This window comes from Halorubrum lacusprofundi ATCC 49239 (assembly GCF_000022205.1).
In the GTDB taxonomy this organism is placed as follows: domain Archaea; phylum Halobacteriota; class Halobacteria; order Halobacteriales; family Haloferacaceae; genus Halorubrum; species Halorubrum lacusprofundi.
On record NC_012029.1, the window covers coordinates 1,720,813 to 1,738,500 of the forward strand.

At 67.2% G+C, this 17,688-nt stretch carries 16 protein-coding genes and 1 pseudogene; 12 read left to right on the forward strand and 5 right to left on the reverse strand.

What is annotated here, in order from left to right:
* Positions 1 to 3: 3 nt before the first annotated feature.
* The gene (locus HLAC_RS08465) at positions 4 to 1,503 is read right to left on the reverse strand and encodes an ATPase domain-containing protein (RefSeq protein ID WP_015910425.1); all 1,500 of its coding nucleotides are present in this window, start codon (positions 1,501 to 1,503) and stop codon (positions 4 to 6) included.
* 73 nt (positions 1,504 to 1,576) lie between these two features.
* On the opposite strand from HLAC_RS08465, the gene HLAC_RS19870 reads away from it, so the two are divergent.
* Positions 1,577 to 2,176 (forward strand): hypothetical protein, encoded by a 600-nt coding sequence (locus tag HLAC_RS19870; protein WP_309242168.1) that lies wholly within the window; start codon positions 1,577 to 1,579, stop codon positions 2,174 to 2,176.
* On the forward strand, positions 2,170 to 3,054 hold the full coding sequence (locus tag HLAC_RS19875) for a PAS domain-containing protein (RefSeq protein ID WP_015910426.1): 885 nt from the start codon (positions 2,170 to 2,172) through the stop codon (positions 3,052 to 3,054). The genes HLAC_RS19870 and HLAC_RS19875 overlap by 7 nt, the downstream gene beginning before the upstream one ends.
* A gap of 26 nt (positions 3,055 to 3,080) precedes the next feature.
* Here the strand turns inward: HLAC_RS19875 and HLAC_RS08475 are convergent, their stop codons facing one another.
* Both HLAC_RS08475 and HLAC_RS08480 read right to left on the reverse strand, forming a co-directional pair.
* Entirely contained in the window at positions 3,081 to 4,103 is a 1,023-nt protein-coding gene (locus HLAC_RS08475; protein ID WP_015910427.1) for a hypothetical protein, read from the reverse strand.
* 60 nt (positions 4,104 to 4,163) lie between these two features.
* Positions 4,164 to 5,036, reverse strand: coding sequence for a universal stress protein (locus HLAC_RS08480; protein ID WP_015910428.1), 873 nt, complete (start codon positions 5,034 to 5,036; stop codon positions 4,164 to 4,166).
* A 25-nt stretch (positions 5,037 to 5,061) separates the two neighbouring features.
* Between HLAC_RS08480 and HLAC_RS08485 the strand changes: the two are divergent.
* The 6 genes and pseudogenes from HLAC_RS08485 to HLAC_RS08510 all read left to right on the forward strand — a co-directional run.
* Positions 5,062 to 5,369, forward strand: a pseudogene (locus HLAC_RS08485) (IS6 family transposase); the annotation flags it as partial.
* 106 nt (positions 5,370 to 5,475) lie between these two features.
* A complete protein-coding gene (locus HLAC_RS08490; RefSeq protein ID WP_015910429.1) occupies positions 5,476 to 6,000 on the forward strand; it encodes a transcription factor in 525 nt (174 codons plus the stop codon).
* Complete coding sequence (locus HLAC_RS08495; RefSeq protein WP_015910430.1) at positions 6,000 to 6,695, forward strand: DUF2110 family protein; 696 nt, start codon at positions 6,000 to 6,002, stop codon at positions 6,693 to 6,695. Before HLAC_RS08490 ends, HLAC_RS08495 begins: the two co-directional genes overlap by 1 nt.
* Before the next feature lie 3 nt (positions 6,696 to 6,698).
* A complete protein-coding gene (locus HLAC_RS08500) occupies positions 6,699 to 7,472 on the forward strand; it encodes a DUF5803 family protein (RefSeq protein ID WP_015910431.1) in 774 nt (257 codons plus the stop codon).
* 70 nt (positions 7,473 to 7,542) lie between these two features.
* Positions 7,543 to 8,238 carry a competence/damage-inducible protein A gene (locus tag HLAC_RS08505; protein ID WP_015910432.1) on the forward strand — a complete coding sequence of 232 codons (696 nt, stop codon included), beginning with the start codon at positions 7,543 to 7,545 and terminating at the stop codon, positions 8,236 to 8,238.
* 219 nt (positions 8,239 to 8,457) lie between these two features.
* A complete protein-coding gene (locus tag HLAC_RS08510) occupies positions 8,458 to 9,558 on the forward strand; it encodes an ATP-NAD kinase family protein (protein ID WP_015910434.1) in 1,101 nt (366 codons plus the stop codon).
* Here HLAC_RS08510 and HLAC_RS08515 read toward each other — a convergent pair.
* Positions 9,555 to 9,749: a hypothetical protein gene (locus tag HLAC_RS08515; RefSeq protein WP_049933442.1), complete on the reverse strand. Its 195-nt coding sequence runs from the start codon at positions 9,747 to 9,749 to the stop codon at positions 9,555 to 9,557. The two genes, HLAC_RS08510 and HLAC_RS08515, sit on opposite strands and share 4 nt — an antisense overlap.
* A 228-nt stretch (positions 9,750 to 9,977) precedes the next feature.
* Here HLAC_RS08515 and HLAC_RS08520 point away from each other — a divergent pair, with 228 nt between their 5' ends.
* The 3 genes from HLAC_RS08520 to HLAC_RS08530 all read left to right on the forward strand — a co-directional run bounded on the left by HLAC_RS08520 (position 9,978) and on the right by HLAC_RS08530 (position 13,187).
* Positions 9,978 to 12,200, forward strand: a complete 2,223-nt coding sequence (locus tag HLAC_RS08520; protein ID WP_015910437.1) for a CDC48 family AAA ATPase — start codon at positions 9,978 to 9,980, stop codon at positions 12,198 to 12,200.
* 68 nt (positions 12,201 to 12,268) lie between these two features.
* Complete coding sequence (locus tag HLAC_RS08525; protein WP_015910438.1) at positions 12,269 to 12,802, forward strand: DUF5815 family protein; 534 nt, start codon at positions 12,269 to 12,271, stop codon at positions 12,800 to 12,802.
* A 169-nt stretch (positions 12,803 to 12,971) separates the two neighbouring features.
* Positions 12,972 to 13,187, forward strand: a complete 216-nt coding sequence (locus HLAC_RS08530; RefSeq protein WP_015910439.1) for a hypothetical protein — start codon at positions 12,972 to 12,974, stop codon at positions 13,185 to 13,187.
* Positions 13,188 to 13,203: 16 nt separating this feature from the next.
* On the opposite strand, the gene HLAC_RS08535 is transcribed toward HLAC_RS08530, so the two are convergent.
* Positions 13,204 to 14,241: a S66 family peptidase gene (locus HLAC_RS08535; RefSeq protein WP_049933444.1), complete on the reverse strand. Its 1,038-nt coding sequence runs from the start codon at positions 14,239 to 14,241 to the stop codon at positions 13,204 to 13,206.
* A 158-nt stretch (positions 14,242 to 14,399) separates the two neighbouring features.
* On the opposite strand from HLAC_RS08535, the gene carB reads away from it, so the two are divergent.
* The gene (gene carB, locus HLAC_RS08540) at positions 14,400 to 17,621 is read left to right on the forward strand and encodes a carbamoyl-phosphate synthase large subunit (RefSeq protein ID WP_015910441.1); all 3,222 of its coding nucleotides are present in this window, start codon (positions 14,400 to 14,402) and stop codon (positions 17,619 to 17,621) included.
* Positions 17,622 to 17,688 lie beyond the last annotated feature (67 nt).

Genomic DNA, 17,688 nt, shown 5'->3' on the forward strand with positions numbered 1-17,688 from the left:
CGCTCAGCAGTCCTCGCTCTCGCGGTCGACACCGCGGCGCTGGCGCTCCCGGTCGTCGTCGACGACCTCGGGCGTGCCGCTCAGAATTCCTCGCATCCCCGACATCGGCTCGCCGACCTTGAGCCCGTGGCTGGTGATCTGGAACTCGCGGATGGTCCGCTCGAAGTCGCTCGTTCGCTTTTTCAACACGCCGATCGCCTTCCGCATCTCGCCGTGAACCTCCAGGTGGCGGAGGAAGACGATGTTGTCCGCGAGGTAGCTGATGTTCTCCATCGTCGCCTGAAACTCTCCCGTGACGTTCCGCGTCTCGTCGACGAAGATCGCCGTCACGCCCGCGTTCTTGAGATATCGGCCGAGCGCGTGCATCTGCTGGAGCATCATCCCCTCCTCGCCGCGCAGCGTCAGCCGGTACCCGGCGATCCCGTCGATCATGACGATGTCCGCGCCGCGCTCTTCGACCTCCTCGCGGACCATCCGCCCGAACTCCTGTGGGGACCGCTCTAACGCCTCCACCTCGTTCACCTGGAGGGTCCCTTTCTCCATCATCTCGTCCACCGGGATGTTTACCGCGCGCGACCGAGTGAGGAACGTCCCCTTGTTCTCCTCGAAGAGATAGATGACGGAGCGTTCCCCCCGACCCGCGGCCTCCTTCATGAACTGGGTGCTCAGGGTTGTCTTCCCCACGCCGGTCGGCCCGCTCACGACCGTGACGGTCCCCCGTTCGATCCCGCCGTGGAGCAGCTCGTCGAACTCCGGGATCCCCGAGGAGATCTGCTCGAACGTGGCGTCCTCGTCGCGCTTTCCGGGCTGGAGCGCGGGGTACACCTCGATGCCCGAGTCGGTGACCCGGTAGGCGTGCTCCCCGCTCTGGGTCGCCGATCCGCGGAACTTCGGGACGCGGACCGTCTTGCCGTACTCCGCCGCGTCCAGCCGGATCGTCCCGTCCGTGATGAACTCGAGATCGTCCGTCGGCAGCGATTCGGTGTTCTGGACGGTGAAGAGCACCGTCGCCTCCCGGTCTTTCAGGAAGCGCATGAACCCGACCACCTGCTTCCGGAACTGGTAGTCGTCGGACAACAGGAAGCGGAGCTGGGTCAGCGGGTCGACGACGACGCGGTCGGGGTCGACCGCGGTCACGCCCGCGACGATCTTGTCGGTCAGCGGCTCCCGCTCGACCTCGGCGGGCGCGAACACCTCGTACGAGTCGTCCTCGACGAACACGTCCGCGCTCGGGCTGAGATCGAGGAACTCGATGGCGTCGGTGTCGAAGCCGAGCGCCGCCGCGTTCGCCTTCAGGTCGCGGAGATCCTCCTCGAGGTTGATGAAGAGCACCGTCTCCCCCTCGTCGACGCCCTGCTGGAGGAAATGGAAGCTCAGGATCGTCTTTCCGCTGCCGGCCTGACCGCGGACCATGTAGCTCCGCTCCGGGACGAGCCCCCCCGACAGAACTTCGTCGAGTCCCCGGATGCCGGTCGAAGCGCGACCGGCAAGTGGTGTTGACATACGACTCACACCGCGTCCTAGATCATTATAAATGGGTAACTCTTAGTGGTCGCGCGGTCGTCTTACAGGAAGCATGGCCTCAGACTCCGAGGGGACCGACGACGACCTCCCTTCCGGAAGATCGTCCGACTCGGACGACGAGGCCCGCGTTCTGCTTTTCATGCGGTCGGGTCGCGATCGCGAGCTGGTGGCCGAAGCCATCGGCGACCGGTTCCGCGTCGAGGTGACGACGGACGCGGCTGCGCTCGAATCGACGTTCGACTGCTGCGTCTTCGGCACCGGCGAGTTCGACCGGGTCGCCGGAGCGATCGAGCCGCGGCGGGAGCGCGCGGCGCCCGCCTTCCTCCCGTTCGTGCTGCTCGCGGGCGACGACGCGTCGCCGGCGGCGGCGGAGGCCGCGTGGGACCACGCCGACGACGTCGTCGAACTCCCGGTGCGAAAGCGGGCGCTCCGCACCCGGATCGGGAACCTCGTCGAGCGGCGACACACCTCCCTCCGGCTCGCGGCTCGCGAACGGAAACTCGCCGACACGGTCGACGACCTCCGACTCAAAGAGCGCGCGATGAACGAGGCACCGGTCGGCATCACGATCGCGGAGTCCGGCGACGACGGGAACCCGATCGTGTACGCGAGGGGTTCGAGGCGCTCACCGGTTACGGCTCGGAGGTGTTAGGCCGGGACTGCCGGTTCCTGCAGGGCGAGGGGACGAACCCGGAGACCCGGGCGACGCTCCGCGAGGCCATCGACGACGAGCGGCCGGCGTCGGTCGACATCCTGAACTACCGGTGCAACGGCCAGCAGTTCTGGAACCGGCTCACGGTCGCCCCGATCAGCGACGCGGACGGGGAGGTCACTCACTACGTCGGCTTCCAGACGGACATCACGGACCGGAAAATCCGCGAGCGGCGGTTGGAGGTAATGAACCGCGTCCTCGATCACAACCTCCGGAACAAGATGAACCTCCTCGCCGGGTACGCGGACCTGTTGCGGAGCGACCTCGACGACCCGGACGCGCTCAAATCGGTCGAAGTGATCGCCGAGACGACCGACGACCTGATGCGGATCGCGACGGCGGCCCGGAAGATCGACCACACGCTCTCGGCCCCCTCGCCGGCGGCGACGAGCGCCGGGCTGCGCGGCGGGATCTCGCAACTCGCGAGCCGGATGCGCGATCGGTACCCCGCGGCGACGATCACCCTCTCACTCCCCGAGGACGACTCGCTCGACACGACGGTCGTCGGGCTGCCGACGGCGATCGAGGAGGGAGTGGAGAACGCGATCAAACACAACGACAGCCCGAACCCCGCCGTGGACGTTCGCGTCGAGCGACGATCGCCGGAGTGGCTCGCGGTCGAGATCACCGACAACGGTCCCGGCATTCCCGACCACGAGACCCGAGTCCTCGACCGCGGTGAGACGCCGTTAACTCACGCGGACCGACTGGGTATCTGGCTGATCTACTGGGTCGTGAGCAAGGCCGGCGGCGAGTTCTCGGTCGACACGTCCGCCGAGGGGACCACGCTCCGACTGGTCGTGCCCGCGAACCCCTGATCTCTCGGCGGCGACCGCCTCCGTGCTCACAGCGCCCGTTTCGACCGGATCCGTGCGAGCCGCGTTCGCGCCTCCTGCCGGCTCGTCCCTCGCACTCGACCAGTCTCGGCGTCCGCCATCGAGATGAGCGAAAGCCGGTCGAGGAGCGGCGGCCAGTCGGCGGCACCCGCGGCGTCGCTGGCGAACGCAACCGCGTTTCCGAGTCCCTCGCGCTCGGCGGTCCCGACCCGCGCGACCGTCCCGTCCGCGTCCCGACGCCCGCCCGCGACGTAGAGCCGGTCGCCGACGGTCGCCGGGACCCACGCCGGCAGAAGCAGTATCCAGAGCGCAACGCCGACAACCGCGTACGCCCACGACGGGATCCGGTCGCGCTCCGGCTCGTACCCGTGGATTCGATTGACGCGACGGTCCGCCGCCGTCCGGTCGCCGCGGTGCCCGACGAGCAGGGTCGCCAGAAGCGCCACCGTCTCGACCGCTGCGAGCGCCGGGAGCAGCGCGGTCGCGACGAGCGCTTCCCGAGTCCGGAGCCGGACGAGCGCGTGCCGGAGCGCCGCGTCCCGGTCGGCCTCCGGCAGCGAGAGGAGCCGCGTCGAGACGACGAGCCGCGAGCCGCGGTGGCCGTCGGCGACGGCAACGTTGGCGGCGTCGGCGCGGACGACCGTCACTTTGGGAGCGTCGACGCCGACCTCGTCCGCGAGCGTCGCCACGCGGTCGGCGACGAAGTCGGCGGGGCGGTTATCCAATTCGGCCTCGGGGAGCCGGGCGATCCGGCGGTCGACCACGATCGGACCGAGGAGCGCGGAGCCGCCGAGTCCGACGACGACGGCGGCGATAATCCCCCCGAGAACGCCCGGGCCGGCGACGCCGAGGCCGGCGGGTCCGAGGAGCGCGGCGGCGGGGACCAGCGGGACGGCGGCGAGCAGGACGGGGACGGCGAGAAGCGCAAGCACGCCGACGGCCCGGCGGACACGCGTTCCGCCCGTCGGAGATTCGGCTCCGTCGGACTCCTCCGAGCCGTCTCGCTGGTCGCCGCCGCCGGTCGATGCCATACGACCGTGTCGTGTCACAGGCGGGGTAAAGCTTTGCCGGAGGCAATCGACGGCGTTAGGTTACTGTTTTTCAGGCAGTGAGACGGTCAGTACGGGGACGTCTGCGACACGGACGATTTTCTCGGTGACGCTCCCGAGGAGGTACCGTTCTAGGCCGGTTCGGCCGTGCGTCCCCATCACGATGAGGTCGATATCGCGTTCTTCCGCGTAGTCCAAGATGGCTCGGGCAGGTGTCCCACTCAGAATCGATGCCTCCACAGATCGCAGACCCGCGTCTTCGGCTCGATGAATGACGTCGTCGACGGCTTGTTGCCCTGCTTCCTCTAATGCAGTTAGCACCTCAGCACTACCGAACTCTCCCGAGACGGCGGTGAGATCGACGACGTGAATGACATGCATCGCTGCATCGGTCGCCTCTGCGATAGTTATCCCGTGATTCGCAGCAACGTTCGCCGCGTCGCTGCCGTCCGTCGGAACGAGGACCGTCTCGAAGTCGGAATCGAGCGTGGTGTCCTCGTGGACGGTAAGGACGGGCACCGGCGAGGTGCGAAGCGTCCGCTCGGTTACGCTGCCGAGGACGAGACGATTCAACCCTGTTCGTCCGTGCGTCCCCATCACGATGAGATCTACGTCGTGGTCTCTCGCGTAGTCGATGATCGTCTGGTGGACCGGGTCAGCGGTTTCTATGACGTGAGTCGTCGCTGAAACGCCGACGTCAGCCGCCTGATTCCTGAGTGTCGCTAGCGTCTTCTCCCCGCGTTGAGTTCCTTCCTCAGCAACTTCCGATTCAACGTCAGCCGGAGGCTCGTCCAGTTCAACGACGGTAATCGCGTGGAGCGAGGCGTCGAAGCGTTGTGCGAGGTCAAGCGCTGTTTCAGTTGCTGTTCCCGCAGCAGCGCTCCCGTCTGTCGGAACCAAGATCTCGTTGTACATGCTTCGCTCTTCGGGTTGATACACTGTAAAGTCGATCTCGACCGTATCTACGGATCAATTGCGGTTGACGAAAAGATGCTCCGCCTTCACGGCCAGCAGTCCCGGCTGTACGGCGCAGTCGATCCGTATACGAACGAGGTCCTTCGCGTGAGCCTCTATCCGACCGCAACGAAACAGACGACACGATGGTTGCTGACCGAGCTACACCAGCGCTACCAGCTTGATGACGCGGAGTTTCTCGTCGATAACGCAGACAATCTTGGTCGCGTTCTCGCTGAAGATGGCTATCGATTCCAAGCGCTCGCGGTCGGGAGCGACAGCGGGACGCCGCGGCGCGGAAAAGGGGATCGGACTCGGCAAGGGCGGACAACCGCAACTGCGGTCAGCGGTGACCGTTTCTTCCGGAGCTTTTAACCCGGTTCTCTACCAGATCCACGTAATGGCTTTTGAGGATCTACTGAACGACCCCGTCATCCAGAAGTACCTCCACGAGCTGGTGGGGCCGACGGGGATGCCGGTCGCGGCCGCACCGCCCGACGGTGAGGTCACCGATGAAGAGCTGGCGGAGGAGCTCGGGTTGGAGCTCAACGACGTCCGACGCGCGCTGTTCATCCTGTACGAGAACGACCTCGCCACCTACCGTCGGGTGCGCGATGAGGACTCGGGGTGGCTCACGTACCTCTGGACGTTCCACTACGACAACATCCCGGAGAATCTCGAAGAGGAGATGTACCGCCTGCTCGACGCCTTAGAGGAGCGCGAGGAGTACGAGCGCACCCACGAGTTTTACCTCTGTGAGGTGTGTTCGATCCGCTTCGAGTTCGGCGAGGCAATGGACTTCGGCTTCGAGTGCCCCGAGTGCGGCTCTCCGGTCGAGGCGATGGACAACGACCGGCTCCGCGAGGCGATGGGGCAGCGCGTCGAGAAGCTCCGTAACGAGCTCAACGTGGACGTGACGGGCTAATGGTCGTTCTCGCAACCAAGTGCTACGTCGAGGGTGACGCCCGCGACCGCGCACTCGACGGCATGAACTCGCTGGTCGCCAACGACATCGGCGAGCTCGACGTCGACTGGCAGGTCGGCGTCCGCGACGACGACTTCGTGCAGGTGGACGTGAGCGGCGAGGACGCCGAAGTCGCTCGCAACGTCCTCGCGGAGACGTGGGGCGAGATCGTCGCCCACGACGACGGACTGGAGGCCGGCGAGGAGTACGTCGGTACCCTGGAGTCGTGGGACGACGACGGGTTCGTCCTCGACGCCGGCGTCGACGTGCAGATTCCGGCCGACGAGATCGGCCTCGGCAGAGGGTCGCCCGAGCAGGTCGTCGAGCGATTCGGACTGGTCCAGCACCTCTCCGTGCGGTTCGTCTACGGCGGCGACGTCGGCGACCCGGACGCCGAGCCGAGCCGGCTGTCGGACGCCGAGCGCGACCGCCTGTACGACTGGCAGCGCGGGGACGGTCGTCTCAACGTTAACTCGGCGACTCGCGGCGAGGTCCGCGCGACCGTGAACCGTGCGGGTCACGCGCAGGACATCATCACCGTCGAGCGACTCGGGCTCTTAGAACAGAGCGTCGTCTGTACCGAGGACACCGACCCGCCGGGGCTGTTGGCCTCGATCGGCTCGTATCTCCCGGCGGAGATGCGCTGCGTCGTGTAATCTGTGAACCGACGCTTCGCTCTCGCTCTCGCGGTCGTCGCGCTGCTCGTCGTCAGCGCCGGGTGTCTCACCTACATCAACGACGGCGGCGAGGTCGCGAACGAGACACTCGACGCCGAGCCGCCACAGGCGTACGACTTCGCGACCGACCGCGACACGGCGATCAACCTGTCGACTGGGACGCGGTACACCGCGGTGTACAACGTCTCCGGCGTCGACGAGATACGGTTCTACCGGCAGACCCCGTACACGGGCGATCAGCCCTTCGAGTTCGAGGCGTTCCGGTATCAGTACCCCGACGGCGAGGTGGTTAACGGGAGCGAGTTCCGCGCCCGCGGCGGCGAGATCGATCGCACCCCCGACGAGACGTGGGTCCGGTTCGACGACGAGATGGACGGCGGACGAATGGCCATCTCGGCGTCCGGGTCGCCCCGTCGATTCACCACGCTCACCTACATCGAGGGATCGTACGTGGTGACGCTCCCGCCCGGGTTCAGCACCGACATGCCGATCGTCGGGCACGTGTCGCCGCGCGGTTACGAGATCGAGACGATCGACGGCCGCGATCAGATCACGTGGGATTCCGTCACCAGCGGGTCGGTCGTGGTCCAATCGTACCGCGAGACCGATCTGCTCGTCTTCGGGGTGATCCTCGTGATCGCCGCGATCGCCGCCGTCATCGGGACGGTCTACTTCCGGCGACAGCTGGAGGAGCTTCGCGAGCGACGCCGGCAGATGGGTCTCGGCGTGTACGAAGACGACGAGGACGACGAATAGCTCCCCCTTCCGTCGGCAACTTTGCTTTCGGACTGGCGCCCTTTTTCAGTGCGCGACGCCTTGTGCGGGTATGGACGCCGCAATTGTCACCGTCGGGGACGAACTCCTCGTCGGTGATACCGAGAACACGAACGCGACGTGGCTTTGCGGCCGGCTCGCCGACCGCGGCGTGACGGTCCGCCGGGTAACGGTCGTCCCCGACGAGGTCGCCGAGATCGCGCGCGTCGTCAACGAATACTACGCCGAGTACGACGCCGTGCTCGTCACCGGCGGGCTCGGACCGACGCACGACGACGTGACGATGGAGGCGGTCGCGGCCGCGTTCGGGCGCGACCTCGTCGCCAACGATCAGGCCGCGGACTGGCTCGCGGAGCGTGGGTACAGCGCGGACGATCTGGTCGCCGAAACGACCCACCTCCCGGCCGACTGTCGACCGCTCGCCAATGAGGCGGGCGTCGCGCCCGGCGCCGTCGTCGAGTCAGTCTACGTTCTCCCCGGTGTTCCGGCGGAGATGGAGGCGATGTTCGAGTCGGTCGTCGAGGAGTTCGAAGGGACCCCAACCCACACCGTCGTCGTCGACGTCGACGAGCCGGAAAGCGAGTTGCTAGAGCGATTCACGGAGCTACAGGAGACGTTCGACGTGACTGTCGGATCGTACCCCGGTGAGAGCGTACGGGTGAAGATCACGGCGGCGGCCGCCGACGAGGCGGAGCGCGCCGCCGAGTGGGTTCGAGAGCGGTCGGAGCTGGTCGATTCGGAGAACTGAGGACTGAGACGCAGACTTACCGGTATAAGTACGCGAGCCACAGCGCGGTGATCACGAGGCTCGCGACGAGCACGGCGGTCGCGGTCGCGTCGATCGGGAGCGGCTCGACTGGGGCGGCTTCGAGGATCATGGTTCGCGCTTGTTCTGGGGGCGCCTTAATCTTGATCTTCCCGCGGCGAGACGCCTCCCGCTTAAGGGCTCGCCGCCGAAGGACCGGACATGCACGTCGGATTCGTGGTGAACCCGGTCGCCGGGATGGGCGGCCGCGTCGGGCTCAAGGGCACCGACGGGAAGGTGGCGGAGGCGGTCGCGCGCGGCGCCGAGCCGCGAGCGCCGGACCGGGCGCGGCGGGCGCTGGAGCGGCTCGCGGCGGTCGCGCCCGAGGCGCGTATCTCGACCGCCGCCGACCCCATGGGCGAGCGGCTGGTCCGCGAGGCCGGCTTCGAGCCGATCCGCGTGGTCGACCCGTTCGACGGCGCGACGCCCGACCCCACGGAGACGACGGCCGACCACACCGCGCGCGTCGTCGAGGCGTTCGTCGCCGGCGACGACCCGGTGGACCTCGTCCTGTTCGTCGGCGGCGACGGCACGGCGACGGACGTGGCGACGGTGTTGGAACGGACCGGAGCCGAGATCCCGATGCTCGGCGTCCCAGCCGGCGTGAAGGTGTACTCGTCCGTGTTCGCCGTCTCGCCCGAGGACGCCGCGGCGGTCGCGGCGACCTTCTCCCGCACCGAGCGCCGCGAGGTGATGGACATCGACGAGGACGCCTACCGCGAGGGGGAGGTTCACCCGGAACTCCGAGCCGTCGCGCGCGTCCCGGTCGCCGAGGACCTCCAGTCGTCGAAACAGACCGCGAGCGGGACCGTCGAGTCGCTCGCCGAGGGCGTCGCCGACGACATCCGCGAGCGGGAGGGCGAGGGCGTCACCTTCGTGCTCGGCCCGGGGTCGACGGTCGGCGCGATCAAGGAGGAGCTCGGGTTCGAGCCGTCGCCGATCGGCGTCGACGTGTGGCGCGACGGGGCGGTTATCGTCCGGGACGGCACCGAGTCGGAGATCCTCGACGCGCTCGGCGAGGAGAACGTGATCGTCGTCTCGCCGATCGGGGGACAGGGATTCGTCTTCGGCCGCGGAAACCCGCAGCTGTCGCCGGCGGTGATCCGGCGGTGCGACCTCCGGATCGTCGCCTCGCGGACGAAACTCGACGACGTGCGGGCGCTCCGGGTCGATACCGACGATCCCGACCTCGACGCGGAGCTCGCCGGGTGGGTGCGCGTCCGCGTCGGCAAGTTCGAGACGCGGATGATGAAAATCGCTTAAACCGGCCCGTCGCCGTCCGCGAAGAGGAAGTACACCTCGCCGAGTACGACCGCCGCGACCGCCGCGAGCGGGACGACGAGGACGCTCCCCGCGCCGAGCGCGTACAGCGCGCCGCCGAGAAGCACGCCGGCGACGAGGACGGCAAGCCGCGTGACGAGCATCCGCATCGGTTCGGAAAGGGAGTCGAGCACAGGTGATACTGGTGTCGAACGATGAAAAATCGACGGCCCGGTAAGCTCCGCAGAGACGGCGAAAACGCACCCATGCGACGGCGTTTTAAATACGGACGCCGTATCGTGCTATATGATGACACAGATCGCCGAATCTCCCGAGGTATGTGGAAGAATCGGCGGGACCGGCACGGGCAACAAGCTTATTCCCGAACCGGGTGCAGTTACTGACAACCCCCGCGAGGAATCATGAACGAAGTCCAACTCGAAGTGGCGAAAGCGTACCCGAACGACTCGGGTCGCGGCATCGCCCGACTCGACCCCGATACGCTGTTGCACCTCAAGCTCTCGCCCGGCGACATCATCGAGATCGAGGGCGCGGAGACGACCGCCGCCAAGGTCTGGCGCGCCGACCGCCAGGACTGGAACACGGACACGGTCCGCGTCGACGGCTTCACCCGTCAGAACGCCGACGTGGGCATCGGCGAGCGCGTGACGATCCGGAAGGCGGAGGCCGAAAAAGCCGAGAAGCTCGTCTTGGCTCCGCCCGAGGAGGCGTCCGTCCAGTTCGGCTCCGACGCCGCTGGCATGGTGAAACGCCAGATCCTCAAGCGGCCGGTCGTCGAGCGCGACATCGTTCCCGTGATGTCGTCGACGAACCACCCGTTCATGCGATCGCCCGGACAGGCGATCCCGCTAATCGCGGTCGACACCGAGCCCGACGGCGTCTGTCTGATCACCGAGGACACCGAAGTCGAACTGCGCGAGGAGCCGATCTCCGGGTTCGAGAAGACCGGCAGCGGTATCACCTACGAGGATATCGGCGGGCTCCAGTCGGAGATCCAGCGCGTCCGCGAGATGGTCGAGCTGCCGATGAAACACCCGCAGATCTTCTCGAAGCTCGGGATCGAGCCGCCGCAGGGCGTCCTCCTGCACGGCCCGCCGGGCACGGGGAAGACCCTGCTCGCGAAGGCGGTCGCCAACGAGACGAGCGCGTCGTTCTTCTCGATCGCCGGCCCGGAGATCATCTCGAAGTACTACGGCGAGTCCGAACAGCAGCTCCGAGAGATCTTCGAGGACGCGAAAGAGGAGAGCCCGAGCATCATCTTCATCGACGAGCTCGACTCGATCGCGCCGAAGCGCGAGGACGTGACCGGCGAGGTTGAGCGCCGCGTCGTCGCGCAGCTGTTGACGATGATGGACGGCCTCGAAACGCGCGGACAGGTGGTCGTCATCGGCGCGACGAACCGCGTCGACAGCGTCGATCCCGCACTCCGGCGCCCCGGGCGCTTCGACCGCGAGATAGAGATCGGCGTCCCCGACGAGGTGGGTCGCAAGGAGATCCTCCAGATCCACACCCGCGGGATGCCGCTCTCGGACGACGTCTCTCTCGATCACCTCGCCGACGAGACGCACGGGTTCGTCGGCGCCGACATCGAGAGCCTCACGAAGGAGGCCGCGATGAAGGCGCTTCGGCGGTACCTCCCCGAGATCGACTTAGACGACGAGGAGGTCCCGCCGAGCCTCATCGACCGGATGATCGTCAAGCGCGACGACTTCGGTGCCGCGTTAAATGAGGTGGAGCCCTCCGCGATGCGCGAGGTCCTCGTCGAGCTCCCGAAGATATCGTGGGACGACGTCGGTGGGCTCAGTGAGGCCCAACAGCAGGTTCAAGAATCCGTAGAGTGGCCGCTCAGCTCGCCGGAGAAGTTCGACCGGATGGGCGTCGACCCCCCGAAGGGCGTGCTGCTGTACGGCCCGCCCGGCACCGGGAAGACGCTGATGGCGAAGGCGGTCGCCAACGAGACGAACGCGAACTTCATCTCGGTCAGGGGGCCACAGCTGCTCTCGAAGTGGGTCGGCGAGTCGGAGAAGGCGATCCGGCAGACCTTCCGGAAGGCCCGGCAGGTGAGCCCGACCATCATCTTCTTCGACGAGCTGGACAGCCTCGCGCCTTCGCGCGGGCAGGAGATGGGGAACAACGTCTCCGAGCGCGTCGTCAACCAGCTGCTGACGGAGCTCGACGGGTTAGAGGAGATGGGCGACGTGATGGTGATCGGCGCCACCAACCGTCCCGACATGATCGACCCCGCGCTGCTGCGCTCCGGCCGGTTCGACCGGCTCGTCATGATCGGACAGCCCGACCAGGAGGGCCGCGAGCGGATCCTCGAGATCCACACGCAGGACACGCCGCTCGCACCCGACGTGACCCTCCGCGAGATCGCCGAAATCACCGACGGCTACGTCGGCTCCGATCTGGAGGGCATCGCCCGCGAGGCCGCCATCGAGGCGCTGCGCGACGACGACGACGCCGAGGAGGTCGAGATGAAGCACTTCCGGCGCGCGCTGGAGTCGGTGCGCCCCACGATCAACGACGACATCCTCGCGTACTACGAGGAGGTCGAAGAGCAGTTCAAGGGCGGCAGCGGCAACGCGATCCGCGACACCGGCGGCAAGATCGGGTTCCAATAACGCTCTCCGCGTCCTCACTGCGAATCACGTTCCGCGCCTTTTAACCCCAACATCGACCAATAACGGATATGTCCCAGCCGCGCGTCCCGGGCGACGACGAGAACACGCTAGAGCTGCCCTGCGGGCAGACGATGGTGGCCGGCGAGCTGGATCTGGGGATGCGTGAGTTCAAGTGCGATTGCGGCGAGACGCACGCGGTCGTGATGGACGTGCATCCCCCGGAGCGGTTCCTCCCGGACTTTCTGGTCGAGGTGCTCCGCGAGGCGATCGAGACCACGAGCGAGGAGATGCCGGAGTTCGACACGCCGCATCTGCTTGGGGTCGTCTTAGAGGAGTTTCCGGAGGCGGTCGTCGCGTACGACGCCAGCGAGAACGCCGACGTGGGGTACGCGATGGCGTGGGTGACTGAGTTCGACTCGCGCCGACTCCACGAGATCGTCGTCGAGCTCGTCGTCGAGCTGATGGAACACGCCGTGAGCCACGCCGACGACGACGAGGCGCTCTCGGCGTTCGAGCAAGAAATGGTCGAGTTCGACGTGGCGGAGTTCGTCGATCAGTATCGCGCTGAGCGCGACCTTGAGGCCGAAGACCCGTACGCCTGAGCGCGAGGCCGACCGCGATCTCGGGTTTGGGGGTCTCGGATCCTTTTAAAACGCCGTCCACGATCGGTGGATCAAACCCCGATAACGACCGCTACAGCTATTGTGTCAGACTATTGTCTGACTCCCGTCTCACTGAACCCTATATGTTCGGAGACCGTAGGCAAGACGTATGAGCGCCGCTGAATACGACCGGTACGACTGGATCCGCGGCGTGCTCGCCGCGGCCGACAAGCCGCTGACGGCGCGGGAGATCCTCGCACTCGCCGGGAAATGCGAGGAGATCGACAGCCCGCACCGCATCGCCACCGTGTTGGGGCGGTGGGCCGAGCGCGGCGAGGTCGAGGTCATTGCGGATCGGCCGTATCGATACCGGCTGGAGGCCTGAGCGGGAGGACCCACGATCAGTCCGGTCCGAACCGGAGCGCCTTCTCCTCCGGGTCGAGCGTCGCGACCGCGCCGAGCGGGAGCGGGAACGAGGGATCGGTGTGGCCGAAGTCGTAGCCGAAGCCAGCGACGGCGTCGGGCACGTATCGTCCAAGCTCCCGAGTGACGACGTTCTCTAGCTCGGCGGGGTACTCATCGGGGTCCGGATCCCACTCTAGCGGCGGTGCGTTGGTCCGCGGGCGACCGACGAGCACGCCGTCGAACCGCTCTAACAGCCCGCGCTCACCCATCGCGCGAAGCGTGTAGCCGACCTCGCGCGGCGGCGGTACGTCCTCCGAGGTCTCCAGCGCGAGGACGGCCCCGTCGAGTCGGTCGGGCGCCGGGAGGTAGCGGTCCGTCTGGAGGTGCCACTTCACGATCGCGAACGTCCCGCCCCACACCCGACCGCGGACCGGTTCGGCGGAGTCTCCCTCCGGCCCCACCCACATCGTCGGGCCGGGGGTATCGTCCCACTCGCGGGGCTCGCGAGCCTCGAAGTCGAACCAGTCGTCGGTCCACTCGTCGGCGGGCACGATCCGGCCGAGCGACTCCTCAAACAGCGCGCGACGGAGGTACCGCTCGGTGTAGGTGTGGAGATCGGCGTCGCAGACGAGGTCCGGGTGGACGCCGAGCCCGTAGCTGACGATCCCGCGGTTCCAGAGGAACAGCCGGAGGTTGTCGTTGTCGCTGTAGCCGAAAAAGCGGGTCGGGCTCGCCGCGAGCGCGTCCCCGTCGAGGTGTCGCAGGACCCGAATCTGGTCGTCGCCGCCGGTGTACGCCATCACGGCGCCGATTTCGGGATCCGCAAAGGCGTCCTCGATGTCGGCCGCGCGCGCCGCGGGCGACGCCGGCTCGTCGCGGTCGGGATCCGCCGTCGGGAACACCCGCGTCTCGACGCCGAGCCCGGCGAGTCGTTCGCGACCGATCTGGAGCTTCGTCGCGTCGGGGGGCCGAGAGGGAGCCACGATCGCGAGCGCTTGGTCGTCGCCGAGCGGCGGGGGCGTGGTGAACGCCATACTGACGGGCTGCGTCAGGCATCCTGATAAACCGTCGGCATGCTTGGTACCGACGCTCATGCGATATGGGACGACATACCTTGCGAAAATCGCAAACTTGCTGCGAGATTCGTATTCTATCGCCGACCTTATTACGATGAACGTATTCCGTCCGCGTAATGAGCGAGGACCGGACGATACTACTCATCGGCAGCGGACCGATCCAGATCGGACAGGCGGCCGAGTTCGACTACTCCGGGGCACAGGCGTGCCGCGCCCTTCAGGAGGAGGGCGCTCGCGTCGTCCTGGTGAACTCGAACCCGGCGACGATCATGACCGACCCCGAGACCGCAGACCGGGTGTACATCGAGCCGATCACGCCCGAGGCGATCTCGGAAGTCATCCGGATCGAGGAGCCCGACGGCGTCATCGCCGGACTCGGCGGCCAGACCGGGCTCAACGTCACCGCCGAACTCGCGGAGGAGGGAATTTTGGAGGAGTACGACGTCGAGGTGATGGGGACGCCGCTCGACACCATCTACGCGACGGAGGACCGCGACCTGTTCCGCCAGCGGATGGAGGGTCTGGGCCAGCCGGTTCCCGCCTCGACGACCATCTCGCTCGACGAGGGCGAGTCGGTCACCGACTTCGACGAGGAGGCCTTCCGCGGGCGCGTGCAGGCCGCCGTCGACGAGGTCGGCGGGCTCCCCGTTATCGCCCGGACGACGTACACCCTCGGCGGCTCCGGCTCCGGCGTCGTCGACGACTTCGAGGAACTGGTCGAACGCGTCCGCAAGGGGCTCCGCCTCTCGCGGAACAGCGAGGTGCTCATCACCGAGTCCATCGCTGGCTGGGTCGAACTGGAGTACGAAGTGATGCGGGACGCCGACGACTCCTGTATCATCATCTGCAACATGGAGAACATCGACCCGATGGGGATCCACACCGGGGAGTCGACGGTCGTCACCCCCTCGCAGGTGATTCCCGACGACGGGCATCAGGAGATGCGCGACGCCGCGCTTGAAGTAATTCGGGATCTGGGCATTCAGGGCGGGTGTAACATCCAGTTCGCGTGGCACGACGACGGGACGCCGGGCGGCGAGTACCGCGTGGTGGAAGTGAACCCGCGCGTCTCCCGCTCCTCCGCGCTCGCGTCGAAGGCGACCGGCTACCCGATCGCTCGCGTCACCGCGAAGGTCGCGCTGGGCAAGCGGCTCCCCGAGATCGACAACGAGATCACCGGCGAGACCACTGCCGCCTTCGAGCCCGCCATCGACTACGTAGTGACGAAGGTGCCACGCTGGCCCATCGACAAGTTCGACGACGTGGATTTCGAACTCGGCACCGCGATGAAGTCCACGGGCGAGGCGATGGCGATCGGCCGGAACTTCGAGGAGAGCCTGCTGAAGTCGCTCCGCTCCTCCGAGTACGACCCCGCCGTCGATTGGCCCGCGATCGACGACGAGACCCTTGAGACCGAGTACCTCGAACGCCCCACGCCGGACCGCCCGTACGCGATCTTCGAGGCGTTCGACCGCGGCTACACCGTCGCGGACGTCGAGGACCTGACCGGGATCAAGCCGTGGTACCTCGAGCGGTTCAAGCGCGTCAGCGACTCCGCGCAGGCCGCGCAGAACGGCGAGTTCGCACAGGCGGCCACCGCGGGCCACACCAACGCCGACATCGCGGCCCTCGACGGCGGCGTCGACGTCGAGACCGTGGAGGAGGACGTTCCCGGCCGGACGTACAAACAGGTCGACACCTGTGCCGGCGAGTTCGCCGCCGAGACCCCGTACTACTACTCCGCCCGTCAGTCCGAGTTCAACCGGGGACCGCTGAAGGGCGACGCCGCGGCCGGCGAGCTCGTCGTCGACAAGAGCGTCGACAGCGTGGTCGTCGTCGGCGGCGGGCCGATCCGGATCGGGCAGGGCGTCGAGTTCGACTACTGCTCGGTCCACGCGATTCAGGCGCTTCGCGAGCTCGGTATCGAGGCGCACGTCGTCAACAACAACCCCGAGACCGTCTCGACCGACTACGACACCTCCGACGGGTTGTTCTTCGACCCGATCACCGCCGAGGAGGTCGCCGACGTGGTCGAGGCGACCGGCGCCGACGGCGTGATGGTTCAGTTCGGCGGACAGACGTCGGTCAACATCGGCGAACCGCTCGAAGCGGAACTCCAGCGCCGCGGGCTTGACTGCGAGATAATGGGCACGAGCGTCGAGGCGATGGACTTAGCGGAGGACCGCGACCGGTTCAACGTCCTGATGGACGAGATGGGGATCGCCCAGCCGAAGGGCGGCACCGCGACGAGCGAGAGTGAGGCGCTCGAACTCGCTCACGATCTCGGGTACCCCGTCCTCGTGCGCCCCTCCTACGTGCTGGGCGGGCGTGCGATGCGGGTCGTCGAGGACGACGCGGAACTCGAAGAGTACATCGAGGAGGCGGTCCGGGTCTCACCCGACAAGCCGATCTTAGTCGACCAGTTCCTCGACGACGCGGTCGAACTGGACGTCGACGCCGTAGCGGACGGGGATGACGTGCTGCTCGGCGGCGTGATGGAGCACGTCGAGAGCGCGGGCGTCCACTCGGGCGACTCCGCCTGTATGATTCCGCCGCGCTCGCTGGGCGAGGAGACGCTGGCTCGGGTCCGCGAGGTCACCGAGGACATCGCCCGCGCGCTCGACACCGTCGGCCTGCTCAACGTCCAGCTCGCGGTAACGGGCGTCGGCGACGACGACGCCGAAAGCGAGGTGTACGTGCTGGAGGCGAACCCGCGCTCCTCGCGGACGGTCCCGTTCGTCTCGAAGTCGACGGGCGTCCCCATCGCGAAGCTGGCTGCGAAGGTGATGACCGACGACCTGACGCTCGCCGACCTCGACGTCGACGAGCAGATCCCCGAACACCGCAGCGTGAAGGAGGTCGTCCTCCCGTTCGACCGCCTGCCGGGATCGGACCCGCGGCTCGGCCCGGAGATGAAGTCGACCGGCGAAGTGATGGGGACGGCCCGCTCGTTCGGGAAGGCGTACGACAAGGCGCAGGACTCGACGAACAAGCCGATCCCCGAGTCCGGTACCGCCGTCGTCGACCTCTCGGCCGACGAGTTCCCGGACCCGGACACCGAGGCCGGCGAGTCCCTCGTCGCGGGGTACGCCGAGCACTTCGAGCTGAGCGAGGCGACGGACCTGATCGAGGCCGCGAAGCGCGGCGAGATCGACCTCATCGTCTCCCGGCAGCGCGAGCTGCTCGAAGTGGCGGTCGAAGAGGAGATCACCTACTTCTCGACGCACGCCTCCGCGAAGGCGGCGCTCGAAGCTATCGACCACAAGGGCGACGACCTCGACGTGATGGCCGTCTCCGACCGGCCGAAGCGCGTCGAGAACTGGGGCGCCGCAGAGTAGACGGCGGCTCGACCTCCGGGCTCTCGACCTCGGACACTGTTTATAAGCGCCCTCGGGATCGCGGCGA

Coding starts and splice junctions, on each gene's coding strand:
- HLAC_RS08465 (WP_015910425.1), bottom strand. CDS start 1,503: ATGTCAACACCACTTGCCGGTCGCGCTTCGACCGGCATCCGGGGACTC.
- HLAC_RS19870 (WP_309242168.1), top strand. CDS start 1,577: ATGGCCTCAGACTCCGAGGGGACCGACGACGACCTCCCTTCCGGAAGA.
- HLAC_RS08475 (WP_015910427.1), bottom strand. CDS start 4,103: ATGGCATCGACCGGCGGCGGCGACCAGCGAGACGGCTCGGAGGAGTCC.
- HLAC_RS08480 (WP_015910428.1), bottom strand. CDS start 5,036: ATGTACAACGAGATCTTGGTTCCGACAGACGGGAGCGCTGCTGCGGGA.
- HLAC_RS08490 (WP_015910429.1), top strand. CDS start 5,476: ATGGCTTTTGAGGATCTACTGAACGACCCCGTCATCCAGAAGTACCTC.
- HLAC_RS08495 (WP_015910430.1), top strand. CDS start 6,000: ATGGTCGTTCTCGCAACCAAGTGCTACGTCGAGGGTGACGCCCGCGAC.
- HLAC_RS08505 (WP_015910432.1), top strand. CDS start 7,543: ATGGACGCCGCAATTGTCACCGTCGGGGACGAACTCCTCGTCGGTGAT.
- HLAC_RS08510 (WP_015910434.1), top strand. CDS start 8,458: ATGCACGTCGGATTCGTGGTGAACCCGGTCGCCGGGATGGGCGGCCGC.
- HLAC_RS08520 (WP_015910437.1), top strand. CDS start 9,978: ATGAACGAAGTCCAACTCGAAGTGGCGAAAGCGTACCCGAACGACTCG.
- HLAC_RS08525 (WP_015910438.1), top strand. CDS start 12,269: ATGTCCCAGCCGCGCGTCCCGGGCGACGACGAGAACACGCTAGAGCTG.
- HLAC_RS08530 (WP_015910439.1), top strand. CDS start 12,972: ATGAGCGCCGCTGAATACGACCGGTACGACTGGATCCGCGGCGTGCTC.
- HLAC_RS08535 (WP_049933444.1), bottom strand. CDS start 14,241: ATGGCGTTCACCACGCCCCCGCCGCTCGGCGACGACCAAGCGCTCGCG.
- carB (WP_015910441.1), top strand. CDS start 14,400: ATGAGCGAGGACCGGACGATACTACTCATCGGCAGCGGACCGATCCAG.